Consider the following 22007-nt stretch of genomic DNA (forward strand, 5'->3'; position numbering starts at 1 on the left):
GTGATGACGGTGTGAGGAAGGCGGCGTATCGAGGCGGGTGACGAGCCTGCCAGAACCTCTCGAGGAGAGCGATACGCCATGACCGAGACTACCAATGTTCTTGCTTTCCGTCAGCCGTCCGCGGTTGATGATCCACTGACCGATATCGTTCGTGCCGGCGCGCGGGACCTGCTTGCCAGGGCGATCGAGATCGAGGGATAGCGGTACGACGACCCCACCTCGTTTAGGTGGACGGGATGAGCGAGACTCGCGCGTGGATTTGACAACGCGAGGGACGCTCGTTCCATGCATCAAGACAGACATCAAGACGGGCATGATGCCGCCTCCTATCAGCGGATCGAGGTGATCACAGGGGAGAGGCGACGGCGCAGTTGGAGCGATGCGGAGAAGGCGCGGATCGTGGCCGAGAGTGCCGATCCGGAGACGAGCATTTCCGAGGTGGCTCGACGCAACGGGGTGAACCGGGGACTGCTCAGTGTGTGGCGGCGCCAGGCGCGGCTCGCGTCGAGCGAAGCGCCGCAGTTCGTGCAAGTCAGGCTCGAGGCCGCCGTCGAGGCGCAGCCGAACGCGATCGATAAGGCGCATGTTCTGACGGATCCGGCCGAGCGGATCGAGGTGATGATCGCGGGCGCGACGGTGCGCGTGCCCGTCGGCGTCGACGCCGCGACGCTGGAGCGCGTGCTGGCGGCGGTGAGATCGACGCGATGATCTCTTTCGGTCCAATGGTCCGTGTGTTCGTCGCGACGCAGCCGATTGACTTTCGTAAAGGCGTTCATGGCCTTGTCGCGCTGGTAGCGGAGGGATTAGGCGGCAAGCCCTACAGCGGTGACGTTTATGTCTTCCGATCGAAGCGATCGGATCGTTTGAAGCTACTGGTTTTTGACGGCTCGGGAATGGTTCTAGCGACGAAGTGGCTGGAGAATGGGGGCTTTGCCTGGCCACCTGTTCGCGAGGGTACGATGCCGGTGACGGGGGCGCAACTGGCGATGCTGATTGAAGGTCTTGCGGAGTGGTCGCGTGTGGTCCCGAAGGTGACGAAGCGGCCGACGAAGGTTGCCTGAAGCGTCTTGTTTTGCTGGCGATTGCGAGTGCGTTCGTGTAGCTCTGCGATATGGCGCTTCGCCCCGAAGATCTCCCCTCTGACCCTGCGGCTCTTGCCGAGATGGTGCTGGCTTTCGAAGGCGAGAACGATGATCTGCGCGCAGAGATCGCCACGTTGAAGAGCCTGATCTTCGGCGCACGATCGGAGCGCGCGGCGATCGTCTGCGCCGAACAGATCGCGTTTGATCTGGAACGGACCGCCGGCTCACAGCTCCCGGCCAATGACGACAAACCGGACGCGCCGCGGCCGGAGCGGCGCAAAGCGAAGCGCAACATCGGCGCGCTGCCGGCGCATCTGCCTCGGGTCGAGCGGGTGATCGAGCCGGCGTCCACGCTGTGCCCGTGCTGCACGGGTCAGATGCATCGGATCGGCGAGGAGAGCAGCGAAGCGCTCGATCGGGTTCCCGCGTGGCTGCGTGTGCTCCGCACGATCCGTCCAAAATACGCCTGCCGCTCCTGTGAGGGCCCGATTGTCCAGGCCCCGGCACCGGCGCGGCTCGTCGAGGGCGGCATGGCAACGACGGCGCTGATCGCGCATATCGCCGCGGCCAAATATGCCTGGCAATCGACGCTCTATCGCCAGACGCAGATCCTGGCGGGTCAGGGTGTCGTCGTCGACCGTCAGACGCTGGCGCGCTGGATGGGGAGCGCGGCGTGGCTGGTCAGGGGCCTCTACGATCTGCAACTGAAGACTATGCACGGCTTCGAGCGGCTGTTCTGCGACGAGACGCCGATGCCAGTGCTCGATCCGGGACGCGGCCGCACGAGGATCTGCCAGTTCTGGGCGCACGCGACGGACGATCGGGCGTGGAAGGGGCCGGCGCCGCCGGCGGTCGCCTACGTGTTCGCAGGTGGTCGCGGCAAAAAGGAGATCGTGGCGCAGTTAGCCGGCTTCGAAGGCGTGCTGCAAGTCGACGGCTATGCCGCCTACGCCTCGCTGGCGGGCGATGCGATGATGTCGGGCCAGATCCAGCTGGCGTATTGTCTCGTTCACGCGCGCCGCAACTTCGTGAGGGTGCACAAGACGACGAACTCACCCTTCGCCGCGGAGGTCATCGAGCGCATTGCGGCCGTCTACGCGATCGAGGAGAGGATCCGCGGTCTCGATGCTGGGGAACGCCGCGCGACGCGACAGGCCGAGACGAAGCCGCTGATGGAGGCGTTGAGGGCCCGTCTGATCGCGGTGAAGGACGGGATCTCCCGCCGCTCGACGCTCATCAAGGCGATCGACTACATGCTCGAACGCTGGCAGGGCCTGACGACGTTCCTGGATGACGGGCGGCTCGAGCCGGACACCAACACGGTCGAACGATCGATCAGGCCAATTGCGATCGGAAAAAAGAACTCGTTGTTCAGTGGTGACGAAGGCGGGGGCGAGACCTGGGCGATACTCGCTTCGCTTCTTAACACAGCGAAATTGAATGGCCTCGACCCCGAGGCGTATCTCGTCGACGTTCTCGATCGCATGGTGAGCGGCGCCACGAAGACCAACCAGCTTCACGAACTTCTGGCCTGGAACTGGAAGGCCGCACGCGAAGCCGAAAAGCGGGCCGTGGCATGACGAAGCCGAAGCAAGGGCGGGGAACGCGAAAAGCACGCAAGACGACGATGGCGGACTATGCCATGTCGTTCGAACGGCTCGGGCAATGGATCAGCAAGCGCGCCAGGTCGCCGACGCTTCGGCATCCGCGGGCGACGTCGCTCTCCATGCTCGATGGCGCGGTGGCCGCGGTCGTCGCCGGGCCGGTCTCGATGGCGTCCGAGGAATGGGTGTGCCCGCTCCTCGGCGTAGATCCCGACGCCTTCAATCACGACACCGAGGAGTTCTCGGCAATCGCCGCCACGCTGATGCGCCACAACGCTATCAGCGAGACGCTGTCGACGAGACCGGAGAGCTTCGAGCCGCTGTTCGTGCGATCACCGGACGGCGAAGTCGACCCGCAGCCCTGGTGCATGGGCTTCTACGCCGTCATGAAGCTTCGGCTTCTCGTCTGGTCGCGGCTTCTCCCCCCGAATGGAACCGAACACCTTATGCTGCGGCCGATCTTGGTCCATTGCATCGACGACGCCGGTCGACCCTTGCTACCCCCGGCCCGGCGCACGCTGGGAACGCAGCCCATCATCCAAAACGCCTGGCGCAACATTCCAGCAACCGTCGAGGCCCTCCGGCAGTTCTGGATGCCTATACGCTTCAAGCGCGGTGCGTAGGCCGTCCGCACCAAGTCCGTGGCTCCGTGGGCCTCTCGTACCGTTTACGATCGAGGTTGGCGCGTTTCTGGCCAGCACGGCCAATCTGACGCTGCCCGACGGTCGAGCGCGCCTGGTCCGACATGGGCACGGTCCGGTGCGCGAGATTGCGACCGGCATCGGTCCGGTGGAGGTCGCTCGTCCCAAGGTCCGCGACCGCGGAGCGAGCGGGCCAGGCGACCGCCTCCGCTTCAGTTCGGCAATCCTGCCGCTATGGGCGCGGCGGACGAAGAGCCTGGATGCCTTGATCCCGGTCCTCTATTTGCGCGGCATCTCGACCGGCGACTTCCAGGAGGCGCTCTCGGCGCTGCTCGGCAAGGATGCGCCGAACCTGTCGCCTTCGGTGATCGCCGGCCTGAAGGCCGATTGGCAGGTCGAGTACGAACGCTGGCAGAGACGCGATCTGTCGGCGCGTCGCTATGTCTACATCTGGGCCGATGGCGTGTACCTGCAGGCCCGCATGGAAGATCACAGCGAATGCATGCTGGTGCTGATTGGCACCACGCCGGAAGGCAAGAAGGAGCTGATCGGCTTCCAGGTCGGCGTGCGCGAGAGCGCGCAGAGCTGGCGCGAACTCCTGATCGACCTGCGGCAACGCGGGTTACGGATTGCCCCGCAACTCGCCATCGGCGACGGCGCCCTCGGCTTCTGGAAGGCACTGGACGAGGCCTTTCCCGGCACGCGGCACCAACGATGCTGGTGCCATAAAGTGAGCAACGTACTCGACAAGGTCGCCAAATCCGTGCAGGGCCCCATGAAGAACGACCTGCGGAACATCTATCTGGCCCCACACCGGGCCGAAGCTGAAACCGCGATCGACGTCTTCGTCGAGAAATACCACGTCAAATACGGACGTGCGGTGGAGTGCCTGATCAAGGATCGCCATGCGCTGCTCGCCTTCTTCGACTTCCCTGCTGAGCACTGGATCCACCTACGCAGCTCGAACCCGATCGAGAGCGTCTTCGCCACGGTGCGCCACCGAACGGTGCGGACCAAGGGATCGCTGTCGCAACAAACTGCGAAGCTGATGGTGTTCAAGCTCATCGACGCCGCATCGAAGACCTGGCGGCGATTGAAGAGCACGAACCAGTTGCCGAAAGTCATCGCCGGTGTAAAGTTCATCGACGGAATCGAAGTCATTCCGAACACTGAAAGCCACGCCGCCTGATCAGGCCGCGTCACCCAAAATCAGCCATAGCTCCGGCGCGGGCCGCCGCGAGCTGATCGCTGCGGCCTTCGTCTTGAACGCGACAAGCGAACCGGCTGCCCATTTACTCCAGAGGATCAAACCTCGATACGCTCGCGCAACGCGCCAGCGAGCCCACCGAAGTGCGCCCACGGGGCGGGGATCAGTCGCACGAGGCGTGGCGCCATAGCCTGCTGTTGACCAATCCCTTGCGCTCGCTCGAGACCGACCCGCGAGCCCCAGCGGCTGGCCATGCCGCTCGGTCGTCGACTATCTTCCAGCTATGACCGATACCGCCCTCACCCGCCGCCGTAGCGAAAACTCGCACCAAGAAACTTGGCACATCTACTTTGGGGTGCATGTCGGCACGATCGGTACCCGCGCCGGCGTTCCAAAAGACGTAGACCAATGGGGCTGGCATCTCGGCTTCTACCCTGGCACCGAACCGGGCACACACCAGAGTGGATCAGCCGAGAGCTACCCGGCCGCGCGCGCCGAATTCGAACGCGCCTGGCTTCAGCTCGAGCCGACATTGACTGAAGAGAACTTCGAAACCTGGCGCCGCAGCCGCGACTGGCATGCTTGGAAATACCGTATCTCGGGCAACGGTTGTAGGATGCCGACGCAGAACACGAGTGGCTGGTCGAAGTGCTTTTGCGGTGAACAAACTCCGATCGCCTGCGAAGCACATATCTACTCCGCTCACCGAGGCATCGGCGCATGAAGCATTCCCAAGAACGCCCCTATGCGGACCCGGAGGCGGCCGCACGCAAGCTTGTCGAGCTCGCGGCCAGCGTCGAGCCGGTCCAGGACGGCCGCATCTATATCGAGAGGATCAACGAGCGGTTCCTGTTCGAGCTCGGCGGGAAGGGCAGCGAGTTTGGCGCCAGCATTAAGCACGCGGTAGAGAATGGCTGGCTCGAAATACAAGAAAGTGGGACATATGTGCGGCTAATGTCGGCGGGCGAGAATTTGCTCGCGCGCTGATACTAACCAGAGACGTTCTTTTGGAACGTCTGATGTCACCGACACTTCACGTAAGATGGCAAATTATCACCAGATTGATTGAAGAAGTTTTTTAGCGCTCCGAGAGGCTCTCAATGCACAGTGATCGCGTAGTTATCTTTGTTCGCCAGATGACCGAGCTAGCCTCCCAATTATCCGAGCTAGAATACCTTAGAAATCAAGTCGCCGAGGCGCAGCGACGCGATCCCGCCGTGACCATCGGGCATAGTTCTCCAAATCCCATAGCCAAGGTACGAACGAACCTCATCCACTAGAGAGTCCGCAGCAATAAGAGTAGCGTGGGCCGGCGGCATAGCAGCGTCGTTGTTGACGCCACCTACACTCAATGCTTCCGCTTAAGCCTTTCGAACAATTCCTGCACTTCCGGACTCAACTGCTCCGGTGCGGGTTTGAGCAGCGCGTTCCGCATGGGGGCCGAGAGCCCCGGGCCCATCTTGACCTTGGCCAGTGCGAGCGTCTTTGCACGTCGTTCCCCGAGGGCGAGAATTATCAGCCCAGCGACCATCGGGATGACGCCGAGGGGTTCTCCATCGTCATCCGAAACGCACAATAGCAAACCGGCAATGAGTATAGCTGCCCCGAGTATGCGCATCGTCTACCAATTATCGTAATGACGAACCGTATTCGGTTTACAGTGCCACGACAAGCGGAGGGGAGCCGCGGTCCTGCGCGGCGGCGGGGAGGAAACGTTCCTCGCTATTCGACACGCCGGCGGGAGAGCTATTCGTCTCTCAGCCACCGGCGCCTATGGACAGAGCCTTGGATGGTGATGGGGGCAACAAGTCCGCTGTCGGTTGGTTGCGAAGGTTCAATCCGGCGGCCGCAAGTGGGTTGCGTCGCACAATGGGAAAAGCCGCAGCGTGGTTCCAGCCCCACTGCGGCATTCCCGGACAAACTAAAAAATCGGTGATCAAATCGCGCCGGTGTTCCTTCAGTCGAACACCCCGTTCCAAAAATGGAGTCCGGACAACTACCGGCTTGCGGTTTTCTCCGCATTGAAATCTAGAGACGAGCATGGCACGGCTTAGGTTCCAGCCCCGCAATGCTCCCGGCTGCCGCTCCAATTGGGGATTAGAGCGCCGGGAGTGTGCTAGGGCCTCCGGTGCGAACCGGCGGTCCCGTCAGTCGCCTTTCCATTCGCCTCAACGTCTATAGCAACGGTACCGTGGCTTACAATCCTAAGGCGAATTCGAGAACGTTGTCGCAACCATCGCCGCGTTGACACTGTTGGGTGTCGCAGAACATTCTCTCCGAGAACTGAGCGTTTTTTCCGGGCGAGTGTCAGAGCTTCATCGCCGAACGAATCCGTCACAACGGGCCTAGAGTGAAGCCGGTTCGCCGCAACCGCCATTGGGCGAGGCTCTATGTCTGACGACGGCGCACTCAAGAAGGAAATCGACGCTCATCAGCAGCAGATGACAGAGGCTGAACGTAAACTTTTGGTCGGCCTCGAAGAGTTCATCAAGGGCAAGGTCGCGCTAGGCGTGCCCAGAGAGCGCGCCTACGCCATAGTTGCGGAGATACTCCCGTACGCTCGAGAGGTCAGAACACGCGATCTACGCCGCGCGTTTAGGGTCGTCTAAGGCTTCCCGGGAGAGCTAGGCCCGCCAGCGTGACCAGCGGGCTGGTAGCGATCGTCAGGCGCAGTCGCGACCTCCGCGGGGTACGATCGAAGTACTGGCTCGTGGAGCTTCGCGCTTTGTCAATGTCCGAAAGGAGGTTCCAATGCGTACTCCGGCCTTGGCGATTTTGGCAATCGGGATGGCATCAACAGAGCCGGCGGCAGCTCAGACGTATAATCCGGCCTATCCGGTTTGCCTGCACGTTTACCGCGCGGGGGCCAACTATTACGATTGCAGCTACACATCGCTGCCTCAGTGCAATGCTTCGGCATCGGGCCGCGCCGCAAAGTGCGCCATAAATCCATACTTCGCGGGCGTGGAAAACCCCGCAGCTTATCGGCGGCACGGCCGCCGCGCCTACTAGGACAGTTGCGAGAGACGCCCAGCCCGCCATCGTGAATCGGCGGCCCTTTGCTTTTCCACACCCACGACGCGCCGTAGCTCGCGCGCGTAGCCTGCGGGAGTTGACTTGAAGGTTTAGCGACCGGGCTCCGATCGCAGGTGAGATCCTGATAACGGAATTAGACTTCACCGTGGCAGGCGCTGTTCAGCCGCGCCAGCGTGCGACAGACGGCCCTTATTTGCCCTTCCCTTCGCGTCGATGTCGCTCCGCTGGGTGCATAGCGGGGCCGCTTGATTGAGCGCAAGGCACGATATTCAGCCGCCTCAAGCTCCCTCTCGGTCCACGCACCGCGCACCGGCGGCGTTAGCAAATTCTCCGCAAAGCTGTCGCGCATAACGCTAGAAGCACCTGACGCGAATTGTGTCGACTCCCCGGTGAAAAGGATGTCTAGTCGCTCGCATCACCGCCCCGCCCATGGCCTCCGTCGGTGATGAGAACGCCAGTTGCGCTCCCGCCCAATCAAACAGGGGGCACCGTATGAAGCGGAACAGTAGAGTTCTCCGTTCCTGTAACCACAAACTCGAAATAGTTTTGCTCGTCGCTTTGCTGAGTATGATCACTTGGCTTTGGCTCGCCATCTGATCGCAATGTGGTGCATCCTCATCACCGTGGAGCCCCGCGGTGATGGGCCTCAACGGTTCATGCCCCGGAACCGTTATAGGTTCCATCAAATTAGGGACACCTCGCAGACGTCCCTATGGGAAAGGCCGCAGCGCGGTTCCAGCCCCCCACTGCGGCCATCCCGGACAAATTAGAAAATGGTGCTTAAATCTCACCGGTGTTCTCACAGTAGAACACCCCGTTCCGTAAACGGAATCCGTAATACTACCTGAAGGCGATATTCCAGCCATTGTCACTTGAGAGCGAACATGGCACACTTCGCTTTCCAGCCCCAATGCTCCAGGCTGCCGATTCAATTGCGGATCAGAGCGCCGGGAGTGCCTAGGCCCGCCAGCGTATGCCGGCGGGCCTTGTCGTTTTAACGCTCAGCCGGCGGCGATGCGTCGCGAGCCGTTGCCGATCGCGCTCCCGATCCACCGGGCGCCCTCTTTGACCCATGGCGATATATCGGACATACTCGCGCTATGGTTGCTTTGGATGAGATCGAACGAAACGCAGCACAGGCGCAATTAAAACGCCTGGAAGGCCTCGTTGAGGATATACGCAAGGCGCTTGGTGGCCCGAGCAATGCCAGCGAGAAGGTGGCATGGCTCAGGGAATTGCTCGCCGTTCAAGGGTATCGCGTCGACGGCCACTAGGCCCGCCCGCGTGAACCGGCGGGCCATGATCGCGAGTTAGCCAACCCTTAGATTCTCCGCGCTGCTCTTGCCACGCTTCCGATCTACCTGGACCTCATAAGAAATCTTTTGTCCCTCGGCGAGACCAGAGAGACCGGCGCGCTCTACTGCGCTGATGTGCACGAAAACATCCTGGCCGCCGTCATCAGGCTGGATGAAGCCAAATCCCTTCGTCGCGTTAAACCACTTAACGACACCTATAGCCACGTCGTTTCTCCCCATGAATTCGAAACGTGAAAGGATGGGATTACGAATCTGGCGAAACAAAGGGGGGTGCTATACGAGGGCGGCGGCCCAACCATGTTTGCACGGATCGGAGTTATACGCGCATTGAAGCGCCGCCCTTAGACGCGCCTCAACTTTCCGGCTTCGCTTTCCAGCCGCTCGGCCGCGTTTCGATAGTTTTGGGCCATCTCTTCCAGAGCTTCCCGGCCGAGACCCGGAAGGCAGAGCTTCGCTTGCTCCAGACACAGCCGCTACATGGCGCGAAAATATGCGCTCGATTCTCGTCTGCTCACGTGCAATATGACCTAATTCAGCACATATCCAATAGCGGGAAACTGGAACTCAGCGCAACCTGAAAATCGGCTCGCCAGCGTGAACCGGCCGGTCTCGGAGATCCTGAGCGTGCAGCTTTTAAAAGAATGAACTCGCCCATCTTAGACACGATCAGCGCATGGTTTCAAAATCTCGGCAGTCTTACACCGGGTTCGGCAATGGCAGTCGGCCTCGTATTTCTGGCAATGGCCTTTATCGTGCTCCCCCGTACGCCGCTGATTTGTGCCGCCGGTGCCGCCTTTGGCTGGAAAGTCGCCGGGATCATCCTGTTGAGCGGAACCATTGGCGCCATCATGGCCTTCCTGACGTCCCGCTATATCGCATCGAACTGGTTTCGAAAAAGGCTCGAGGGGAAGCCTAATTTCGGCGTCATTGCACAAGCAGTAGATGAGGAAGGTTGGCGCATTATCGCGCTAATGCGGCTGGGTGTGCCCCTTCCAGGCGCGGTCCAGAACTACCTGTTCGGTCTGACGAGGATTGACATCTCAACCTACTCGATCTCAACCTTCGTTTTCACTGCGCCGCAAGTCTTCCTGTATTCCTTTCTGGGCGCGACTGGCCGAGCCTCGCTTCTCGACGAAAATCTAGGCATCTCGCTGATCGCTATGGCGCTGATCATCGCAATTGTGGCCCTGATAGCATGGCGGGTACGAGTTTTACTGTCGCGGCGAGCGCCGCTGGCCTAGACATGCGAGCGCTCGAAACATATTCAACGGCGCCGCAGCTTAAGTTGAGAAAGAGCCCGCCGGAGCGAACCGGCGGGCCTTTTGCTTTTAGCCTCAGCCGGCGGCGATGCGACGCGAGCCGCTGGCAGTCGTGCTTACCCTGCGACAGCCGGCCCTCATTTGCCCTTCCCTTCGCGTCGATTTTCAGCCGCGCTGGGTGGCGGCCCGCTTCCATGGCGCGATAAAAACGCTGGAATCTCCGGTTTTGTCGCGGCGGAATATCCTGTCCGTCGGCCTCCATGAAAAAGCCCGGCGCGAGGCCGGGCTTATGGTTCTATGGCAGCGTTCTGTGGTGGCGCCGCTACTGCGCCATTTCCTTGGGCTCAGCCCGCAGCAGATCATCCTCAAGCTTGCTCGTGCGCGCTAGAATGTCGTGAAGACAGAAAGACAGCGCTTCGTGGGCCTCTTCATAGGCTTGGCGGAACGGCTCACCCAAGCCATCCAGTACTCGAATGCTGACGATTGTCATTTGACGGAGTTCGTACAGTGCATCGCCGGCCTCTGCGGCCGCAGCGGGACGGTTCTTCATGCCGCCGCCCTCCCGATTTGCTCAGCCAGAAACCTTTCGGCGATGGCGAGGACATCGTGGAGCGACTCATCAAAGCAGTTGTCGTGCCTGCCGTCGACACGATCCCTCCCGTCCGACACGCTGTTGACATACGTCACGAGCGCCAGCAGGCCATGCATGGTATCGGCACCGTGGAGACCAGGCGGTCCGTAGCCCTTATTTCTCGGTTACCGTACTTATCCGCCTTCTTTGGATCGGGACTGAGGGTGCCGGGAACGAGTACGCGGAGCACCTCGGCAAACTCCCGCATTGCCCGACGATGTTTCTCGATCGCGGCGTACACCGGATCGGTGATGTTGTTTTCAGACGTGTTTAAGGGTGGCGTGCTAAGATGCGAAACAGCCTTGGTCATTTTGAAAACCCTTCTGTGATCGAGGTCAGGCCTGCCGCCGTGCTTCCAACACGACGGCAGGCCGCTTGTTTTCCAAGCTCAATTAGCGTAGTACGCTTATTATGAAGCCGTCAACTAAAAACGTAGTACGGAAACGTCCTGGCCGGCCGGCCACCGGACAGGACCCGGTGACGGCTATCCGCCTGTCCTCGGAGTTACGGAAGAGCGTCGATGCCTGGGCAGCCAAGCAAGAAGACCTCCCCGGCCGCTCCGAGGCCATCCGCCGGCTTGTGGAGCTGGGGCTGAAGGCAAAGGGAAAATAAAATGTCCAAGGCAACTTTGCTTGGAGTTATAGCTATCACCTTCTTAGCGATGAACGCTGCTCGGGCCGCGGACTCGCTCAAGATTACTTGCACTGGCGATATGTTCGAGCCGGGAGGGGTCAAGAAATCACCTGCTACTACGTTGACCGCGATTTTGAGTCCCGCAAATAAAGCGACGAAGGTGTCCATTGATTTTGGCCAAGACACCATTAGCCCGCTTGTGCTGAGTAACAATCCGCTTCAACTCAAGTTTCGCACCAAGGACTTCACTGGCGAATATTTCCACTACAGTGGCGATATGTTTCTTATTTACAGATCGGGAAACCTCGCGCGATTGAGCTGCACACCGCGCTGACCGCTTGGCGCGATGCCGTTCGCTTCATGAGCCTCAAGGACGGAAGCACGATGACTGAACCGTGCCCGAAGACCTCATCACGCATCCCGAAGAGATCCGTGGAGGTTTTGAGTTACCTTTGGGCGACAAGATCAGCCTCAAAGGCCAAGGGCGAATTACGCCAGCGGGAATTGTTTCCGCGGGCATTATCACTGTTGATCCGTGATCTGGCAACCGAACCCAAGAAGCGAGACCTGTTCACCAAGCTGGCCGAGCATCTGACAATCCTGGCCGACGAGGTTGAACGCGCCATTGCCGCCGCAGGACCTGACCTGAAGCGGAAGGAATGACCGAACGAGGCTGGGGTCGGCGTTTCGATGACCCGATCAGGATCGGCGATCGCGTACTGGTGACGCTGCTCGACGCCGGCGAGTACATCGCCGCGCTGCCGAAGAAAGAGTACGCCGTACCGGAATGGCAAGCCGCGATGCAGGCGCTGATCCTGGTGGCTGAAAGCGGCGGCCCGACGATGTTTGCCCGCATCGGCGTCGTGCGAGCATTGAACCGCCACTACGTCCCGGAGTTTAACCCGAAGGGAAAGAGCCCCCATTGGGGCCAGCGCAAGTTGAAGAGGGATCAATGACCGTCTGGATTTACGACCAAGGCAAAGAGTGATCTGTGACGCGTGGTCCCAATGGAAAAAACCGCAGCGTGGTTCCAGCCCCCACTGCGGCATTCCCGGATAGCTATAAAAAATCTCTCGGTACTTAAATCTCGCCGGTGTTCTCACAGTAGAACACCCCGTTCCGAAAATGCACCGTATGATTACCGGAGTCCGCTGTTTTACCCGTTGTCGTTAAGGGGCGAACATGGCACGGCTTGCTTTCCAGCCCCTCAATGCTCCCGGCTGCCGCTCCAATTGCGGATTAGAGCGCCGGGAGTGCTGGTGCGGCCGAAGTCTAAGGTCCGATCCTCTCAGCCGGGCACCAAGGCGAGCAACCTACCCCAACACCCGCCCCACCTTCGCATTCTTCACCACCACACCGGATCGTGCCTTAACCCGAATGCGTACGGCACCGGCCCGTTACATGGGTATGATCGAAGGTAGTACGGCTGCGCGTAAGCGCAGGAGGAGACTAGGTAGGGGCGATAGTGGAAGCCCACATATGACCGATCAACGTTTCGGTAGCGCGCAATGTGTCGGCGACGCGGGGCAAAATCAACAGTTCTGCAACACCCTGATCTTTGGCTGATCATCTGCTGCTGCGCTGCTGCGGACGTCGTCAGTAGTGCCGTCGATGCCAATGACATTACACCTACGATAAGCGCCACCCCAATCCAGCTTCTCATAAGAACTCCTCAATCAGTCCACCGTGCAGTGTGGCCTGGCGGCGGCTCGCCCGAGTTCGCAAGCCTACTAGGCTTCCTTACTCAAGCCAACACGCGGCGCGTCTCCCAGCGGCCTGAAAGCACAGTGATCGCGTAGATGATTTTGTTCGTCGCATGGCCGAGCTCGCTTCCCAGCTGTCCGAGCTGGAATGCCCAGGGTGTCCACCTTCCGCTGGGTCGAGGGACGGAGGGCCGGTAGGCTTCACTGGTCTGCCCACAAACACTTTGGGGGTTGGAATGGCTTGGATTTTTACGTTTCTCTACGTCCTTTTTTGTGAGCCCGTCAGCTTGGGCCGCAAGCAGCGTGACCTTTGAAAGCCTCATCGGCCTTTGGCCAAAGTGATCGTTCTGCTAACGGACACGTCCGATGGCTGATTAGTGACAGGCCATCGCGCCGCCGCTGATCAATCGCGACAATGCCCTTTTAGCTATCACGGCGCCTGCGCTACTCGGCTTTTATCGGCTTCCGGGCCCAGCTCTGCGCCCCTAAAAGGGGCCTTCTCCTCGCCAGCGCGCTCGGAGGGCACTTTTTCAGCACTTTATCGCGCGCAGGTGATAAATTTGTTCGAGGGCGAGACAGTCAAGCTTTAGCACAGCGCGGCGCCGCCCCTGGGCGCCGCAATACGGAGAGCACCAAGTGGCTTCCACGCTGGACGACGGGATCGCGGAACGGCAGATCGCGGAAGAGCTTTCGAACCTGGAGCGCGCAGCGGAGGTCAGTCCCTCGGACCAGCCGACCACCATGGAAACATCTCGCGCCCAACCGGCAACGAACCATCAATTGGCGAAGCGGCGCTCTGTGGCTTTAATCTGTTCTCTGTTGGCAGCATCCGGTGTTGCTGCTTGGTGGTGGTCGTCCTCCGCTCATCCGGCGATGACGGCCCCCTCGGACCCTGCAGCGACGCTGAGCCCCCGAGAAGCCGCGGGGCGAAAAGACGCATCGCAGTCTGCCATCGCCCTGGTTTCCGACTTGGCGCAGCAGTTCCAGTCGATGACGCGCGATCTCGCTGCCTTGAAGCAAGCGGTCGAACAGCTCAAGGTGACTCAAGAGCAATTGGTCAACGACAATGTAAATGTCGCGAGCCAACTCAAGGCGAGCCAGGAAGAAACGGCACGCAACAAAGGTATCGTCGACGAGATCAAGGCGATGCAGATCCAGATGAGGCGCGAAAGCCAGACGCTCATCGATCGCATCAACGCAAGCCAAGAACAGCTCGCCCGCATCACTGCCAACGCTTCCGCGCCAAACATGATCGAAGAGACTAGATCGATCCCGCAAGAGCCAAGGGTCGTGACAGAAGTACCATTGCCGCGTCCGCGGCAGCCGGCCAAGGTCGCCCAGGCACCAAAGCCGGCGCCAACCCCGGCCCGGCCGCAACCCAAAAAGCCGCAATCGTCGTTGTCCTGGCCATGGCCGCGCTAATGCCGCGACCGCCCCCCAACTCGAGAATGAAAGGGCGGATCGAAACTGCGGCCTCTGAGCAGAAGCTCAGCAAGACGGATCTAAAGCTATGGCGTCGGGCGTCGTTTGACCGAGACTTTGCTCGGTCGGCCGGTCTTCCGCGTGGCCGCTTTGGCGGCAATCGACTTCGCCGTCACGTTCTCGCCCGCCAGGATCTTCGTCTCGAACCGTCGACGCACGGGCACCTGCAGCGACGGGCTCGATACCGCCACGAGAACTCGCCAGTTGCGCACCTTCTTGGTGATGTCCGGGCGATCGCCGTAGCGTTTCCACACCCGGATCATCTCCGCGACTTCCGCGGGATCGTGCCGATCGAACTGATGGCGAGCGAGACGACCGAACTTGGTATTGCTCGGCGTGTTGTCCCGGATCTCTGCGAGTCGGCGGCCAAGCTCAAGTTTTTGAGCAACGCCCCGCCCGCTTGCCTCTTTCAAGGCCTGCCTGGCAGCCTCTGTCGCCCGCCTCTTCGCCTCGCGGATCTCCTCTTTGCTCGGAGGCGGCGGCGGCGAGGCAGGAGGCGGCGAAGCTTGTGCTTTAGTATCCGCTCCAACGCGGCCGTCGCCTCGCTCACGTAGAAATATTCCAGCGCCCTCATCTGTTCAAAGACGCTGAGCAGCGGGATTTGGTCGAAAGCTTCGATGAGCGCGAGACCGCGATCCTCGAATGGCCCGATCGCTCTGGAAACGGCTCGCAAGTTCATCTCGGAGAGCGCTGTCATTCGGCCTGCAATTTTGGCTCTTCTCTATTCGGCCGGATTTAGTCAAGGGCTTGATTGGGTGCCTCCTTGGGTTCGGTACCGCTCGCGGGGCCGTGCTTCTCTTCGGGATCAGCCGTATGGCTCTCCCAGCATGGGATCAGTAGAACGAGACGGAACAATCTGACTCGCGTGCTGATCGCAAGGACGCGACCGTACAAGAGCCCAAAGCGAACTCATCTCGTCCATCGTCCCGCGAGGGACCTCCTCCCGCTAAACAACGGGTGCGTGGGCCGCGCGTCGCACTATTGTGCCGCGGGCGTGGCCTCCCGTGTCCAGCGGAATTCCGTTCCGTCGCTCCACATGCGGTGCATGATGACGGCGAGCCGCCGCGCCAAAGCGACGATCGCCTTCTGCTGCCCGCGTCGTTTGGCGATCTGCATGGCCCACGCCTTGAGCCAGGACCATTTCTGCACCCGCGTCAGCATGACCTGTGCGGCCTCATAGAGTAGCGCTCGCATGGCTTCATCACCGCACAGCGAAATCCGGCCGATGCGGTGGCTTTCGCCGGACTGGTTGAGAACTGGCGTCAATCCAAGGGACGGCCCGACGGCTTTCGAACTCTTGAAGCGGGCGGGAACGTCGATCGTGCTGATAAAGGCCAGCGACGTGACGGGGCCGACACCAGGGATCGTCATCAACCGACGACAGACCTCGCTTTCCCGGGCAAGTAGAAGCACTTTGCGATGCAGTTGTGTGAACTGTTCGCGTAAAACGCGTCGGGCGACGAGAAGCGGTTCCATGAGTTCGGCCAGCTCCGGCTGACCGCCGACGAGTTCGTGGATACGTTGTTCAAAGCCGATCACCCCCACAATTCCGACCTTCAAGCCGAAGTTGCGTAACAGCCCACGAATGTCATTCTCGATGGCAATGGCCTTCTCCTGAAGCAGCTTGCGACCGGCAAGCAGGACCCGTCGCTTTTGGCTGATCAGGGTCTTGACGTGGACAGGCCGGAACAAGCCGACGCGCATCATCTGCGCAATGCCACGCGCATCATTGCGGTCGCTCTTGTTCACCTGCGCCTTGAGGAACGCCTTGGCATGTCGCGTCTCGATGCAGATTACCGGCAGGCCAGCCTCCGCCAGCCCGCTGAACAGCCATTGCGACAGCGGTCCAGCCTCGAGCCCAATCCGATCAAACCGCCAAATCGGATCGTTGAGTGCAGCAAGAAGATCGTCCGGGTGACTCACCAACTTCGCTTCCCGGCAAATGCGGCCCGTTTCGTCGACAATGCACAGGGACGTCTCTTTGACCGACACGTCCAGTCCAGCGTAATGTTTCATGCTGCGCTTCTCCGTCTGATGCTTGTGGCTGTTCGAAAACAGACCACGTTTATCATCAACCTGAAGCGCAGCACCCTGCTAACGCGGGGCTCAGCAACAGGCCGAATACCCCATCTGACTCACTTTTGATGCAGTTTGGGGGATGCGTGGCGCTTTGATTGGAGGAGAATCAACGCCATGCAGCAAGCACTCCACCGCTCCAGTCTGGTGCCGCGTGGGTTTGTTGTAGAGAGTGCGTACTACGAAGGTGATAAGGCCGTGATTGAGATCCGGGCGTCCGGAAGCGTCGGTCTGTGTCCCTTGTGCGGAACAGTTTCTCGGCGTGTCCATAGCCGGTATCGGCGACGCGTGACTGACCTCCCGCTTTCGGGGCGGATCGTACAGCTCCTGGTGGTCGCCCGCCGCTTCCGCTGCGACGCCGTCCTGTGCGGGCGCCAAATCTTTACTGAGCGCTTCGACGAAGGGGTGCTGGCTCCATCAGCGCGACGCACGGCGAGGCTGGACTCCATTGTCCATCACCTCGGTCTGGCTCTTGGCGGACGACCGGCGGCAGGCTTCGCAAAACGGCTGATGCTGCCGGTGAGCAAGGATACGCTCCTTCGCGTGGTTCGACGCCGTAGCCGTCCGCCGGCTGACCCGCTCAGGATTATCGGCATTGATGATTGGGCCTGGCGGCGCAATCACCGATACGCCAGCATCATCTGCAACCTGGAAAGGCGCCGGGTGGTCACCCTGCTGCCGGACCGTGAGCCCTCGACCGCCCAGGCCTGGCTCGCCGCCCATCCCACGATCGCGATCGTCGCCCGCGACCGCGGCGGAGGATATGGCGAAGCCGCAGCAAAGGCCCTGCCGCACGCGGTACAGGTCGCAGATCGTTGGCATTTGATGGAGAACGCCAGCCGGGCCTACCTCGATGCCGTCCGAAAATCGATGCGCCAGATCCGCAGCGCAATCGGAGCAACTACGATCAATCCCGAGCTGCTAACAGCTGCGGAGCGTCTCCAATATGAGGGCTATCTCCGGCGCGAGGAGGCTAACGCGACCATCTTGAGCCTGTCGAAAGGTGGGACGCCGATCAAGCAGATAGTGCGCCAGACGGGCCACAGCAGGGGGCTGGTGCGACAGGTGATCCGCGGCGAACGCCATGATGTCTTCCGGACCCGGGAGAGCTCTCTCGATCAGCACCTGCCATGGCTCGACGACCAATGGGCAGCCGGTTGCCGAAACGGCGCTGAACTTTGGCGCCGCTTACGGGCGCGCGGTTTCCGAGGCTCCCTTCGTGTTGTCGGCGAGTGGACGACTCGTAGACGGCGGGCCGAAAAGACTGATGTCGAAACCCTTCATCGGATTCCATCGGCCAGAACGATCGCTCGTCTCATGACCGTCGGACGGGATACGCTATCGAAGGCAGAGACGGTGACCGTCGCTGCGGTAGAAGCTGGCGTGCCACCCTTGGTCGAGGCACGCGAGATCATCGCCGAATTCCACCTGATGATCCGACGCAAGACCGAGGCGGGCCTCGTCCCATGGATCGAGCGCGCTCGCGCCAGTCTTGTTGCATCGTTCGCCCGCGGCGTAACGAACGATGAAGCGGCGGTTCGGGCGGCGATCACCTCGCCCTGGTCCAACGGACAGACTGAGGGGCAGATCACGCGCCTCAAGCTCGTCAGACGCCAAATGTACGGCCGTGGCAAAATCGATCTGCTTCAAGCCAGACTAATCGGCGCAGAATAAACCCAGCTGCACCAAAACTGATGGTGTGGAACGGCCCTTCGAACCGGCTTTAAAAGTGCCTAACGTGGTCGCGTAGAGAGGGCGCCACAAAGGAAGGACCATTCCATGGAGACGATTATCACGGTGGGTTTGGATTTGGCCAAATCGATCTTTCAAGTTCACGGCATCGCCGAAAACGGGAAAGTCCTGGTCCGTCGCACATTGCGGCGATCGCAGGTTCTGCCCTTCTTTCGGAGCCTTCCAGCTTGCTTGGTAGGGATGGAGGCCTGCGGGACGGCCCATTACTGGGCGAACGCGATCAGCGAATTCGGCCACACCGTCCGCTTGATGCCGCCTGCCTATGTGAAAGCTTACGTCAAGCGAAACAAGACCGACGCAGCCGATGCAGAGGCGATCTGCGAAGCCGTGTCGCGCCCGACAATGCGCTTCGTGCCCGTCAAATCACCTGAGGAGCAAGCTGCCGGGATGGTTTTGAAGACCCGAGAGTTACTTGTTCGTCAGCGAAGCCAGACTGCGAATGCTATGCGTGCCCACATGGCGGAGCTCGGGATCATTGCCGCGACCGGCATGACCAGCATTGCCAAGCTCGTTGCCGTACTGCGCGACGATCAAGACAGACGCCTCCCTGCTTCGGCTCGAGCCGCGCTTCTGGAGATGGCCGAGCAAATCGAAAGCCTGACAACACGGATCGATATGCTCGACACCAAAATTGTCGCGGCCGTGAAGGCCGATGATGCCGCCCGTCGTCTGACGACCATTCCTGGCGTAGGCCCTATTATCGCCGCGACTGTTCGCGCCGTCGTCCAGGATCCGGCAGCCTTCCGAACAGGGCGGGATTTGGCCGCCTGGATCGGCATCACCCCAAGGGCGAACTCCAGCGGAGGGAAAGAGCGGCTCGGCAAGATCTCGAAGCAGGGCAACAAGCAGTTGCGAACTTTACTGATTGTTGGTGCGACGTCGATCCTCAAGCAGGCCCGCAGAGGCGTGAAGCTACCTGCCTGGGTCGTATCCATAATTGCGCGCCGTCCCTATAAGGTGGCCGCAGTGGCACTTGCGAACAAGATGGCGCGCATCATATGGGCGCTTCTCGTCAAGGGCGGAACCTATCAATCACCGACGACGCCGGTGACGGCTTAATCCACAATTCCCAGCGCCTTGGCGTTGGGATAAAGCGGCAAGGTGCCAAAGCGTGATGAACCCGAGGGGCGATACCCCGATGCCGATCAGACCGTCTGACGCAGTGCGCGACTGAGCGCGTAAAATTGATTAGGCGACCGGCATCGCGGATCTCATCGTGGCCAGCGGTCAATGACCGTGCGGATAGGCCGGACATATGACTGCACCGTCCGACGGTGATACACGCTGAAAAATACCTTGCTAACCGGGCCGTTCCACATATGCGTCAGAGCCACATTTACAGGCCGATTGACACTATGCGGCGTCTTGCGCGCATTGTTCGGGGACATTTTGAGCTTGTTGAGCGGTATGAAAACTTCCGTTCCGCTCGCGGGAATGATTTCAACTGATTTGACCGACATGATCATTCTTCCTTTTGCTTCCATGGGTGCAGCGCGCACTCCGCGCCTGCGCCCCTGCCCGTCGGCGAGACCGGGGGTAGCAAGTGCCAGGGCGACCCGAGCGGAGGGGACTCCCCACCTTTTGCAAGAGCCATTTTCTCGCAAGTTCGGCCAAACATTTGCAGCTTCCCGTTCTCACCTTTTGGGCAGGGTGAAGAGCGCAACATCGCGCTCGAAGCCCTGCCTCGCGGCGAGCAGCGGGTGTGCAAGCGGAGCGAGTGCCTTCGCGGGGAACCGGCTGCAGGGAGCGTGGATATCTGTCGCCGATCGCGTCAGTCAGAAGCGACCGAAGCTGGGCGGAAAGCACTCCGCAGCGCGCTGAGGGCGGAGCCCTAAGCCTTCGCCGCGCGAGCGCAGCGACGCGCAAAACAACGCCGGCACGGCGACAACACTCATAAGTGCCATCGCTCGCTGATGTGAAGAACGACTGGTTACATCCGGGCCTGTCGTCGTCGCGACGCTACGCAATTTGGAAGGTTCGCGTCTCGCCGACGGCAGGATCAGGCCGCCGCGGACTGCGGCGGTCGGCCGTTGTCGAAGAGTTCGCCGGTCCTGAGCATGGCACAAGCAACGCCAATCAACCTGCTGCCGATTGATCGGAGCGCGCGGGCATGGGAATGTCCACGCTTGCGTAAGGCGGCATATCGATTGCGTGTTTGGAAGTCATGCAGCACCGCAACGCGTGCCCAATGATAGACAGCGGTCCTCAGACGGTGCGGACAAGACTGCCTCATGACCACGACAATTTGCTTACCGCTGCGTCTCGTGACGGGCACGACGCCCGATAATCCCCGAAGCGCCTGAGCGTCTCGACGAACGATCGCATCGTGTCCTTCGGACAGAAGTGCCGCGAGGACGATCGTTCCGATTCCAGGCATCGACCGCAAGATCTTGGGATCGGCGTGAGGCGCGATGCCGGTCGCTGATGGAAGTTCGGCCACCGCCGAACACAGGCGCTCGAGTTCCTTCATGGCGAGCTTCATCTGCTGCATAACCAGCCGCAGACGGCCTAGAATGAGCTCGCAATGCGCCACGCAGGCTTCCGTGACACCGGATGCAACAGATATCGGTGTGCTGCGGAGATGATTGAGCAAGGTGTCCGCAGTCCACCTCTTTACCCTGCTCTCCTTAAGGCGCCTTGCGATCGTCGACGTCCTCACGGCCCGCGCCCTCGTCGGTGTGGGGATCAGATCCCAAAGATCCAAAATCCACTGCTGCGACCAGTCTTCCGCGAGCTCGAGCATTTGCGGGAAATAGCGCCAGAGCTGATGACGAAAGCGGTTGGCCAGGCGATTGCGTTCGGCGGACAAGTCCTCCATCATGCGCGACCACTCACGTAGCTGAATGATCGTCGGATGCACTGGCTCCAGGAATCGATAGAAACGGCTATCGGTCCGCAGAGCATCAGCGAGCACGAAAGCGTCGAGCCGATCATCCTTGGCGCCTGCCATGGTGAAGCGATCTCGAAATCGATCAAGCTGCTTTGGATTTAGCGCATGAACCAGGAAACCCGAATCCATCAGGCTCTCGACGACGGGCCCGTGCGGGACCTCGATGCCAATCGCGATCCGGCCTGGCTCGGCACCCGTCGTGCGCTGAATCCAGTCTGCCAGTTCAGCCAACCCGTCACCGCTATGTTGGAACGAACGATGGCCGAGTTTTGCTCCTTGGGCATCCAAAGCGTAAGCGTAGTGTGTCGCCGATGCCCAATCGACACCCACGTAGGCAGCTATGTCTTCATTCATTCCCTTCCCTCCTTCGCAGTCGGGCAGCTGCGATCTTCGCCGGCCCTGTTCTGGCGCTCAAAGGCGCAACTCCCCACGGGGCGTCGAACGCAGCTCATCCGTCGGGGCACTCGTCCCCTCTGGGCGCTCACGGCGCAGGATCGCCAGGTGGCTCCCAACGAATCAGCCCGTAGGCCAACGATAGCCCCGTGAGGAGCATTTTGATTGGAACAGGGATCGCCCGCCCGCAAGGGCCGCTCGCAAGAGCGGGTCTGCACGGGCGCATGTGAGCCGTTCGAGAGATTGCAGACCTTTTGAAAGCACGGAAGACCGGGGAGACCGCTCGGGTCGGCGCCGGCGCC

The 22007-nt window shown here is 60.7% G+C and carries 24 protein-coding genes and 1 pseudogene; 18 read left to right on the forward strand and 7 right to left on the reverse strand.

The window, feature by feature from the left end; genetic code table 11:
• Window positions 1-78 precede the first annotated feature (78 nt).
• The 11 genes and pseudogenes from J4G43_RS55415 to J4G43_RS38050 all read left to right on the forward strand — a co-directional run bounded on the left by J4G43_RS55415 (window position 79) and on the right by J4G43_RS38050 (window position 8844).
• Window positions 79-201, forward strand: coding sequence for a hypothetical protein (locus J4G43_RS55415; RefSeq protein ID WP_256461580.1), 123 nt, complete (start codon window positions 79-81; stop codon window positions 199-201).
• A gap of 84 nt (window positions 202-285) precedes the next feature.
• Window positions 286-708 carry an IS66-like element accessory protein TnpA gene (tnpA, locus tag J4G43_RS56130; protein WP_018273743.1) on the forward strand — a complete coding sequence of 141 codons (423 nt, stop codon included), beginning with the start codon at window positions 286-288 and terminating at the stop codon, window positions 706-708.
• Window positions 705-1061 (forward strand): IS66 family insertion sequence element accessory protein TnpB, encoded by a 357-nt coding sequence (tnpB, locus tag J4G43_RS38010; protein ID WP_018273742.1) that lies wholly within the window; start codon window positions 705-707, stop codon window positions 1059-1061. Before tnpA ends, tnpB begins: the two co-directional genes overlap by 4 nt.
• A 50-nt stretch (window positions 1062-1111) precedes the next feature.
• The gene (tnpC, locus tag J4G43_RS38015; protein WP_035681142.1) at window positions 1112-2662 is read left to right on the forward strand and encodes an IS66 family transposase; all 1551 of its coding nucleotides are present in this window, start codon (window positions 1112-1114) and stop codon (window positions 2660-2662) included.
• Window positions 2659-3309 carry a UPF0149 family protein gene (locus tag J4G43_RS38020; RefSeq protein ID WP_063712394.1) on the forward strand — a complete coding sequence of 217 codons (651 nt, stop codon included), beginning with the start codon at window positions 2659-2661 and terminating at the stop codon, window positions 3307-3309. The genes tnpC and J4G43_RS38020 overlap by 4 nt, the downstream gene beginning before the upstream one ends.
• Before the next feature lie 49 nt (window positions 3310-3358).
• A pseudogene (locus J4G43_RS38025) lies at window positions 3359-4516 on the forward strand (IS256 family transposase); the annotation flags it as partial.
• Between the two features lie 301 nt (window positions 4517-4817).
• On the forward strand, window positions 4818-5258 hold the full coding sequence (locus tag J4G43_RS38030; protein WP_208088054.1) for a hypothetical protein: 441 nt from the start codon (window positions 4818-4820) through the stop codon (window positions 5256-5258).
• A complete protein-coding gene (locus J4G43_RS38035; protein ID WP_208088055.1) occupies window positions 5255-5521 on the forward strand; it encodes a hypothetical protein in 267 nt (88 codons plus the stop codon). Before J4G43_RS38030 ends, J4G43_RS38035 begins: the two co-directional genes overlap by 4 nt.
• 1403 nt (window positions 5522-6924) lie before the next feature.
• Entirely contained in the window at window positions 6925-7143 is a 219-nt protein-coding gene (locus tag J4G43_RS38040) for a hypothetical protein (RefSeq protein ID WP_208088056.1), read from the forward strand.
• A gap of 178 nt (window positions 7144-7321) precedes the next feature.
• Entirely contained in the window at window positions 7322-7546 is a 225-nt protein-coding gene (locus J4G43_RS38045) for a DUF3551 domain-containing protein (RefSeq protein ID WP_321576354.1), read from the forward strand.
• A gap of 1124 nt (window positions 7547-8670) precedes the next feature.
• Complete coding sequence (locus tag J4G43_RS38050) at window positions 8671-8844, forward strand: hypothetical protein (protein WP_155256390.1); 174 nt, start codon at window positions 8671-8673, stop codon at window positions 8842-8844.
• Between the two features lie 36 nt (window positions 8845-8880).
• Here J4G43_RS38050 and J4G43_RS38055 read toward each other — a convergent pair whose 3' ends face one another.
• A complete protein-coding gene (locus tag J4G43_RS38055) occupies window positions 8881-9090 on the reverse strand; it encodes a cold-shock protein (protein ID WP_135217327.1) in 210 nt (69 codons plus the stop codon).
• Between the two features lie 437 nt (window positions 9091-9527).
• On the opposite strand from J4G43_RS38055, the gene J4G43_RS38060 reads away from it, so the two are divergent.
• Window positions 9528-10127: a TVP38/TMEM64 family protein gene (locus J4G43_RS38060; RefSeq protein ID WP_208088058.1), complete on the forward strand. Its 600-nt coding sequence runs from the start codon at window positions 9528-9530 to the stop codon at window positions 10125-10127.
• Between the two features lie 340 nt (window positions 10128-10467).
• On the opposite strand, the gene J4G43_RS38065 is transcribed toward J4G43_RS38060, so the two are convergent.
• The gene (locus J4G43_RS38065) at window positions 10468-10695 is read right to left on the reverse strand and encodes a hypothetical protein (RefSeq protein WP_208088059.1); all 228 of its coding nucleotides are present in this window, start codon (window positions 10693-10695) and stop codon (window positions 10468-10470) included.
• 133 nt (window positions 10696-10828) lie between these two features.
• The gene (locus J4G43_RS38070; RefSeq protein ID WP_208088060.1) at window positions 10829-11086 is read right to left on the reverse strand and encodes a hypothetical protein; all 258 of its coding nucleotides are present in this window, start codon (window positions 11084-11086) and stop codon (window positions 10829-10831) included.
• A 303-nt stretch (window positions 11087-11389) separates the two neighbouring features.
• Here J4G43_RS38070 and J4G43_RS38075 point away from each other — a divergent pair, with 303 nt between their 5' ends.
• The 4 genes from J4G43_RS38075 (at window position 11390) to J4G43_RS38090 (ending at window position 14534) form a co-directional block, all read left to right on the forward strand.
• Window positions 11390-11743, forward strand: coding sequence for a hypothetical protein (locus J4G43_RS38075; protein WP_208088061.1), 354 nt, complete (start codon window positions 11390-11392; stop codon window positions 11741-11743).
• A 26-nt stretch (window positions 11744-11769) separates the two neighbouring features.
• Window positions 11770-12072: a hypothetical protein gene (locus J4G43_RS38080; protein ID WP_208089624.1), complete on the forward strand. Its 303-nt coding sequence runs from the start codon at window positions 11770-11772 to the stop codon at window positions 12070-12072.
• A complete protein-coding gene (locus J4G43_RS38085; RefSeq protein ID WP_135217349.1) occupies window positions 12069-12365 on the forward strand; it encodes a hypothetical protein in 297 nt (98 codons plus the stop codon). The genes J4G43_RS38080 and J4G43_RS38085 overlap by 4 nt, the downstream gene beginning before the upstream one ends.
• A gap of 1383 nt (window positions 12366-13748) precedes the next feature.
• Window positions 13749-14534 carry a hypothetical protein gene (locus J4G43_RS38090; RefSeq protein WP_208088062.1) on the forward strand — a complete coding sequence of 262 codons (786 nt, stop codon included), beginning with the start codon at window positions 13749-13751 and terminating at the stop codon, window positions 14532-14534.
• An 86-nt stretch (window positions 14535-14620) separates the two neighbouring features.
• Here J4G43_RS38090 and J4G43_RS38095 read toward each other — a convergent pair whose 3' ends face one another.
• Both J4G43_RS38095 and J4G43_RS38100 read right to left on the reverse strand, forming a co-directional pair.
• Window positions 14621-15007, reverse strand: a complete 387-nt coding sequence (locus J4G43_RS38095; protein WP_208088063.1) for a hypothetical protein — start codon at window positions 15005-15007, stop codon at window positions 14621-14623.
• A gap of 565 nt (window positions 15008-15572) precedes the next feature.
• Window positions 15573-16610, reverse strand: a complete 1038-nt coding sequence (locus tag J4G43_RS38100) for an IS110 family RNA-guided transposase (RefSeq protein WP_038381005.1) — start codon at window positions 16608-16610, stop codon at window positions 15573-15575.
• Between the two features lie 177 nt (window positions 16611-16787).
• Between J4G43_RS38100 and J4G43_RS38105 the strand changes: the two genes are divergently transcribed.
• On the forward strand, window positions 16788-18344 hold the full coding sequence (locus J4G43_RS38105; RefSeq protein ID WP_208088064.1) for an ISL3 family transposase: 1557 nt from the start codon (window positions 16788-16790) through the stop codon (window positions 18342-18344).
• Between the two features lie 105 nt (window positions 18345-18449).
• On the forward strand, window positions 18450-19481 hold the full coding sequence (locus tag J4G43_RS38110) for an IS110 family RNA-guided transposase (protein ID WP_208088065.1): 1032 nt from the start codon (window positions 18450-18452) through the stop codon (window positions 19479-19481).
• Window positions 19482-19633: 152 nt separating this feature from the next.
• Here J4G43_RS38110 and J4G43_RS38115 read toward each other — a convergent pair whose 3' ends face one another.
• Window positions 19634-19882 carry a hypothetical protein gene (locus J4G43_RS38115; RefSeq protein WP_208089625.1) on the reverse strand — a complete coding sequence of 83 codons (249 nt, stop codon included), beginning with the start codon at window positions 19880-19882 and terminating at the stop codon, window positions 19634-19636.
• A gap of 539 nt (window positions 19883-20421) precedes the next feature.
• Window positions 20422-21666 carry an IS110 family RNA-guided transposase gene (locus tag J4G43_RS38120; RefSeq protein ID WP_208088066.1) on the reverse strand — a complete coding sequence of 415 codons (1245 nt, stop codon included), beginning with the start codon at window positions 21664-21666 and terminating at the stop codon, window positions 20422-20424.
• Window positions 21667-22007: the final 341 nt, after the last annotated feature.

It is taken from the genome of Bradyrhizobium barranii subsp. barranii, from assembly GCF_017565645.3.
GTDB lineage: Bacteria > Pseudomonadota > Alphaproteobacteria > Rhizobiales > Xanthobacteraceae > Bradyrhizobium > Bradyrhizobium barranii.

Excerpts from the sequence above, each read along its gene's own strand:
- J4G43_RS38080 (WP_208089624.1), top strand. The coding sequence starts at position 11,770 with ATGAGCCTCAAGGACGGAAGCACGATGACTGAACCGTGCCCGAAGACC.
- J4G43_RS38105 (WP_208088064.1), top strand. The coding sequence starts at position 16,788 with ATGCAGCAAGCACTCCACCGCTCCAGTCTGGTGCCGCGTGGGTTTGTT.
- J4G43_RS38020 (WP_063712394.1), top strand. The coding sequence starts at position 2,659 with ATGACGAAGCCGAAGCAAGGGCGGGGAACGCGAAAAGCACGCAAGACG.
- J4G43_RS55415 (WP_256461580.1), top strand. The coding sequence starts at position 79 with ATGACCGAGACTACCAATGTTCTTGCTTTCCGTCAGCCGTCCGCGGTT.
- J4G43_RS38060 (WP_208088058.1), top strand. The coding sequence starts at position 9,528 with ATGAACTCGCCCATCTTAGACACGATCAGCGCATGGTTTCAAAATCTC.
- tnpC (WP_035681142.1), top strand. The coding sequence starts at position 1,112 with ATGGCGCTTCGCCCCGAAGATCTCCCCTCTGACCCTGCGGCTCTTGCC.
- J4G43_RS38070 (WP_208088060.1), bottom strand. The coding sequence starts at position 11,086 with ATGACCAAGGCTGTTTCGCATCTTAGCACGCCACCCTTAAACACGTCT.
- tnpB (WP_018273742.1), top strand. The coding sequence starts at position 705 with ATGATCTCTTTCGGTCCAATGGTCCGTGTGTTCGTCGCGACGCAGCCG.
- J4G43_RS38085 (WP_135217349.1), top strand. The coding sequence starts at position 12,069 with ATGACCGAACGAGGCTGGGGTCGGCGTTTCGATGACCCGATCAGGATC.
- J4G43_RS38075 (WP_208088061.1), top strand. The coding sequence starts at position 11,390 with ATGTCCAAGGCAACTTTGCTTGGAGTTATAGCTATCACCTTCTTAGCG.
- J4G43_RS38050 (WP_155256390.1), top strand. The coding sequence starts at position 8,671 with ATGGTTGCTTTGGATGAGATCGAACGAAACGCAGCACAGGCGCAATTA.
- J4G43_RS38045 (WP_321576354.1), top strand. The coding sequence starts at position 7,322 with ATGGCATCAACAGAGCCGGCGGCAGCTCAGACGTATAATCCGGCCTAT.
- J4G43_RS38035 (WP_208088055.1), top strand. The coding sequence starts at position 5,255 with ATGAAGCATTCCCAAGAACGCCCCTATGCGGACCCGGAGGCGGCCGCA.
- J4G43_RS38100 (WP_038381005.1), bottom strand. The coding sequence starts at position 16,610 with ATGAAACATTACGCTGGACTGGACGTGTCGGTCAAAGAGACGTCCCTG.
- J4G43_RS38120 (WP_208088066.1), bottom strand. The coding sequence starts at position 21,666 with ATGAATGAAGACATAGCTGCCTACGTGGGTGTCGATTGGGCATCGGCG.
- J4G43_RS38040 (WP_208088056.1), top strand. The coding sequence starts at position 6,925 with ATGTCTGACGACGGCGCACTCAAGAAGGAAATCGACGCTCATCAGCAG.
- J4G43_RS38065 (WP_208088059.1), bottom strand. The coding sequence starts at position 10,695 with ATGAAGAACCGTCCCGCTGCGGCCGCAGAGGCCGGCGATGCACTGTAC.
- J4G43_RS38115 (WP_208089625.1), bottom strand. The coding sequence starts at position 19,882 with ATGTCGGTCAAATCAGTTGAAATCATTCCCGCGAGCGGAACGGAAGTT.
- tnpA (WP_018273743.1), top strand. The coding sequence starts at position 286 with ATGCATCAAGACAGACATCAAGACGGGCATGATGCCGCCTCCTATCAG.
- J4G43_RS38110 (WP_208088065.1), top strand. The coding sequence starts at position 18,450 with ATGGAGACGATTATCACGGTGGGTTTGGATTTGGCCAAATCGATCTTT.
- J4G43_RS38030 (WP_208088054.1), top strand. The coding sequence starts at position 4,818 with ATGACCGATACCGCCCTCACCCGCCGCCGTAGCGAAAACTCGCACCAA.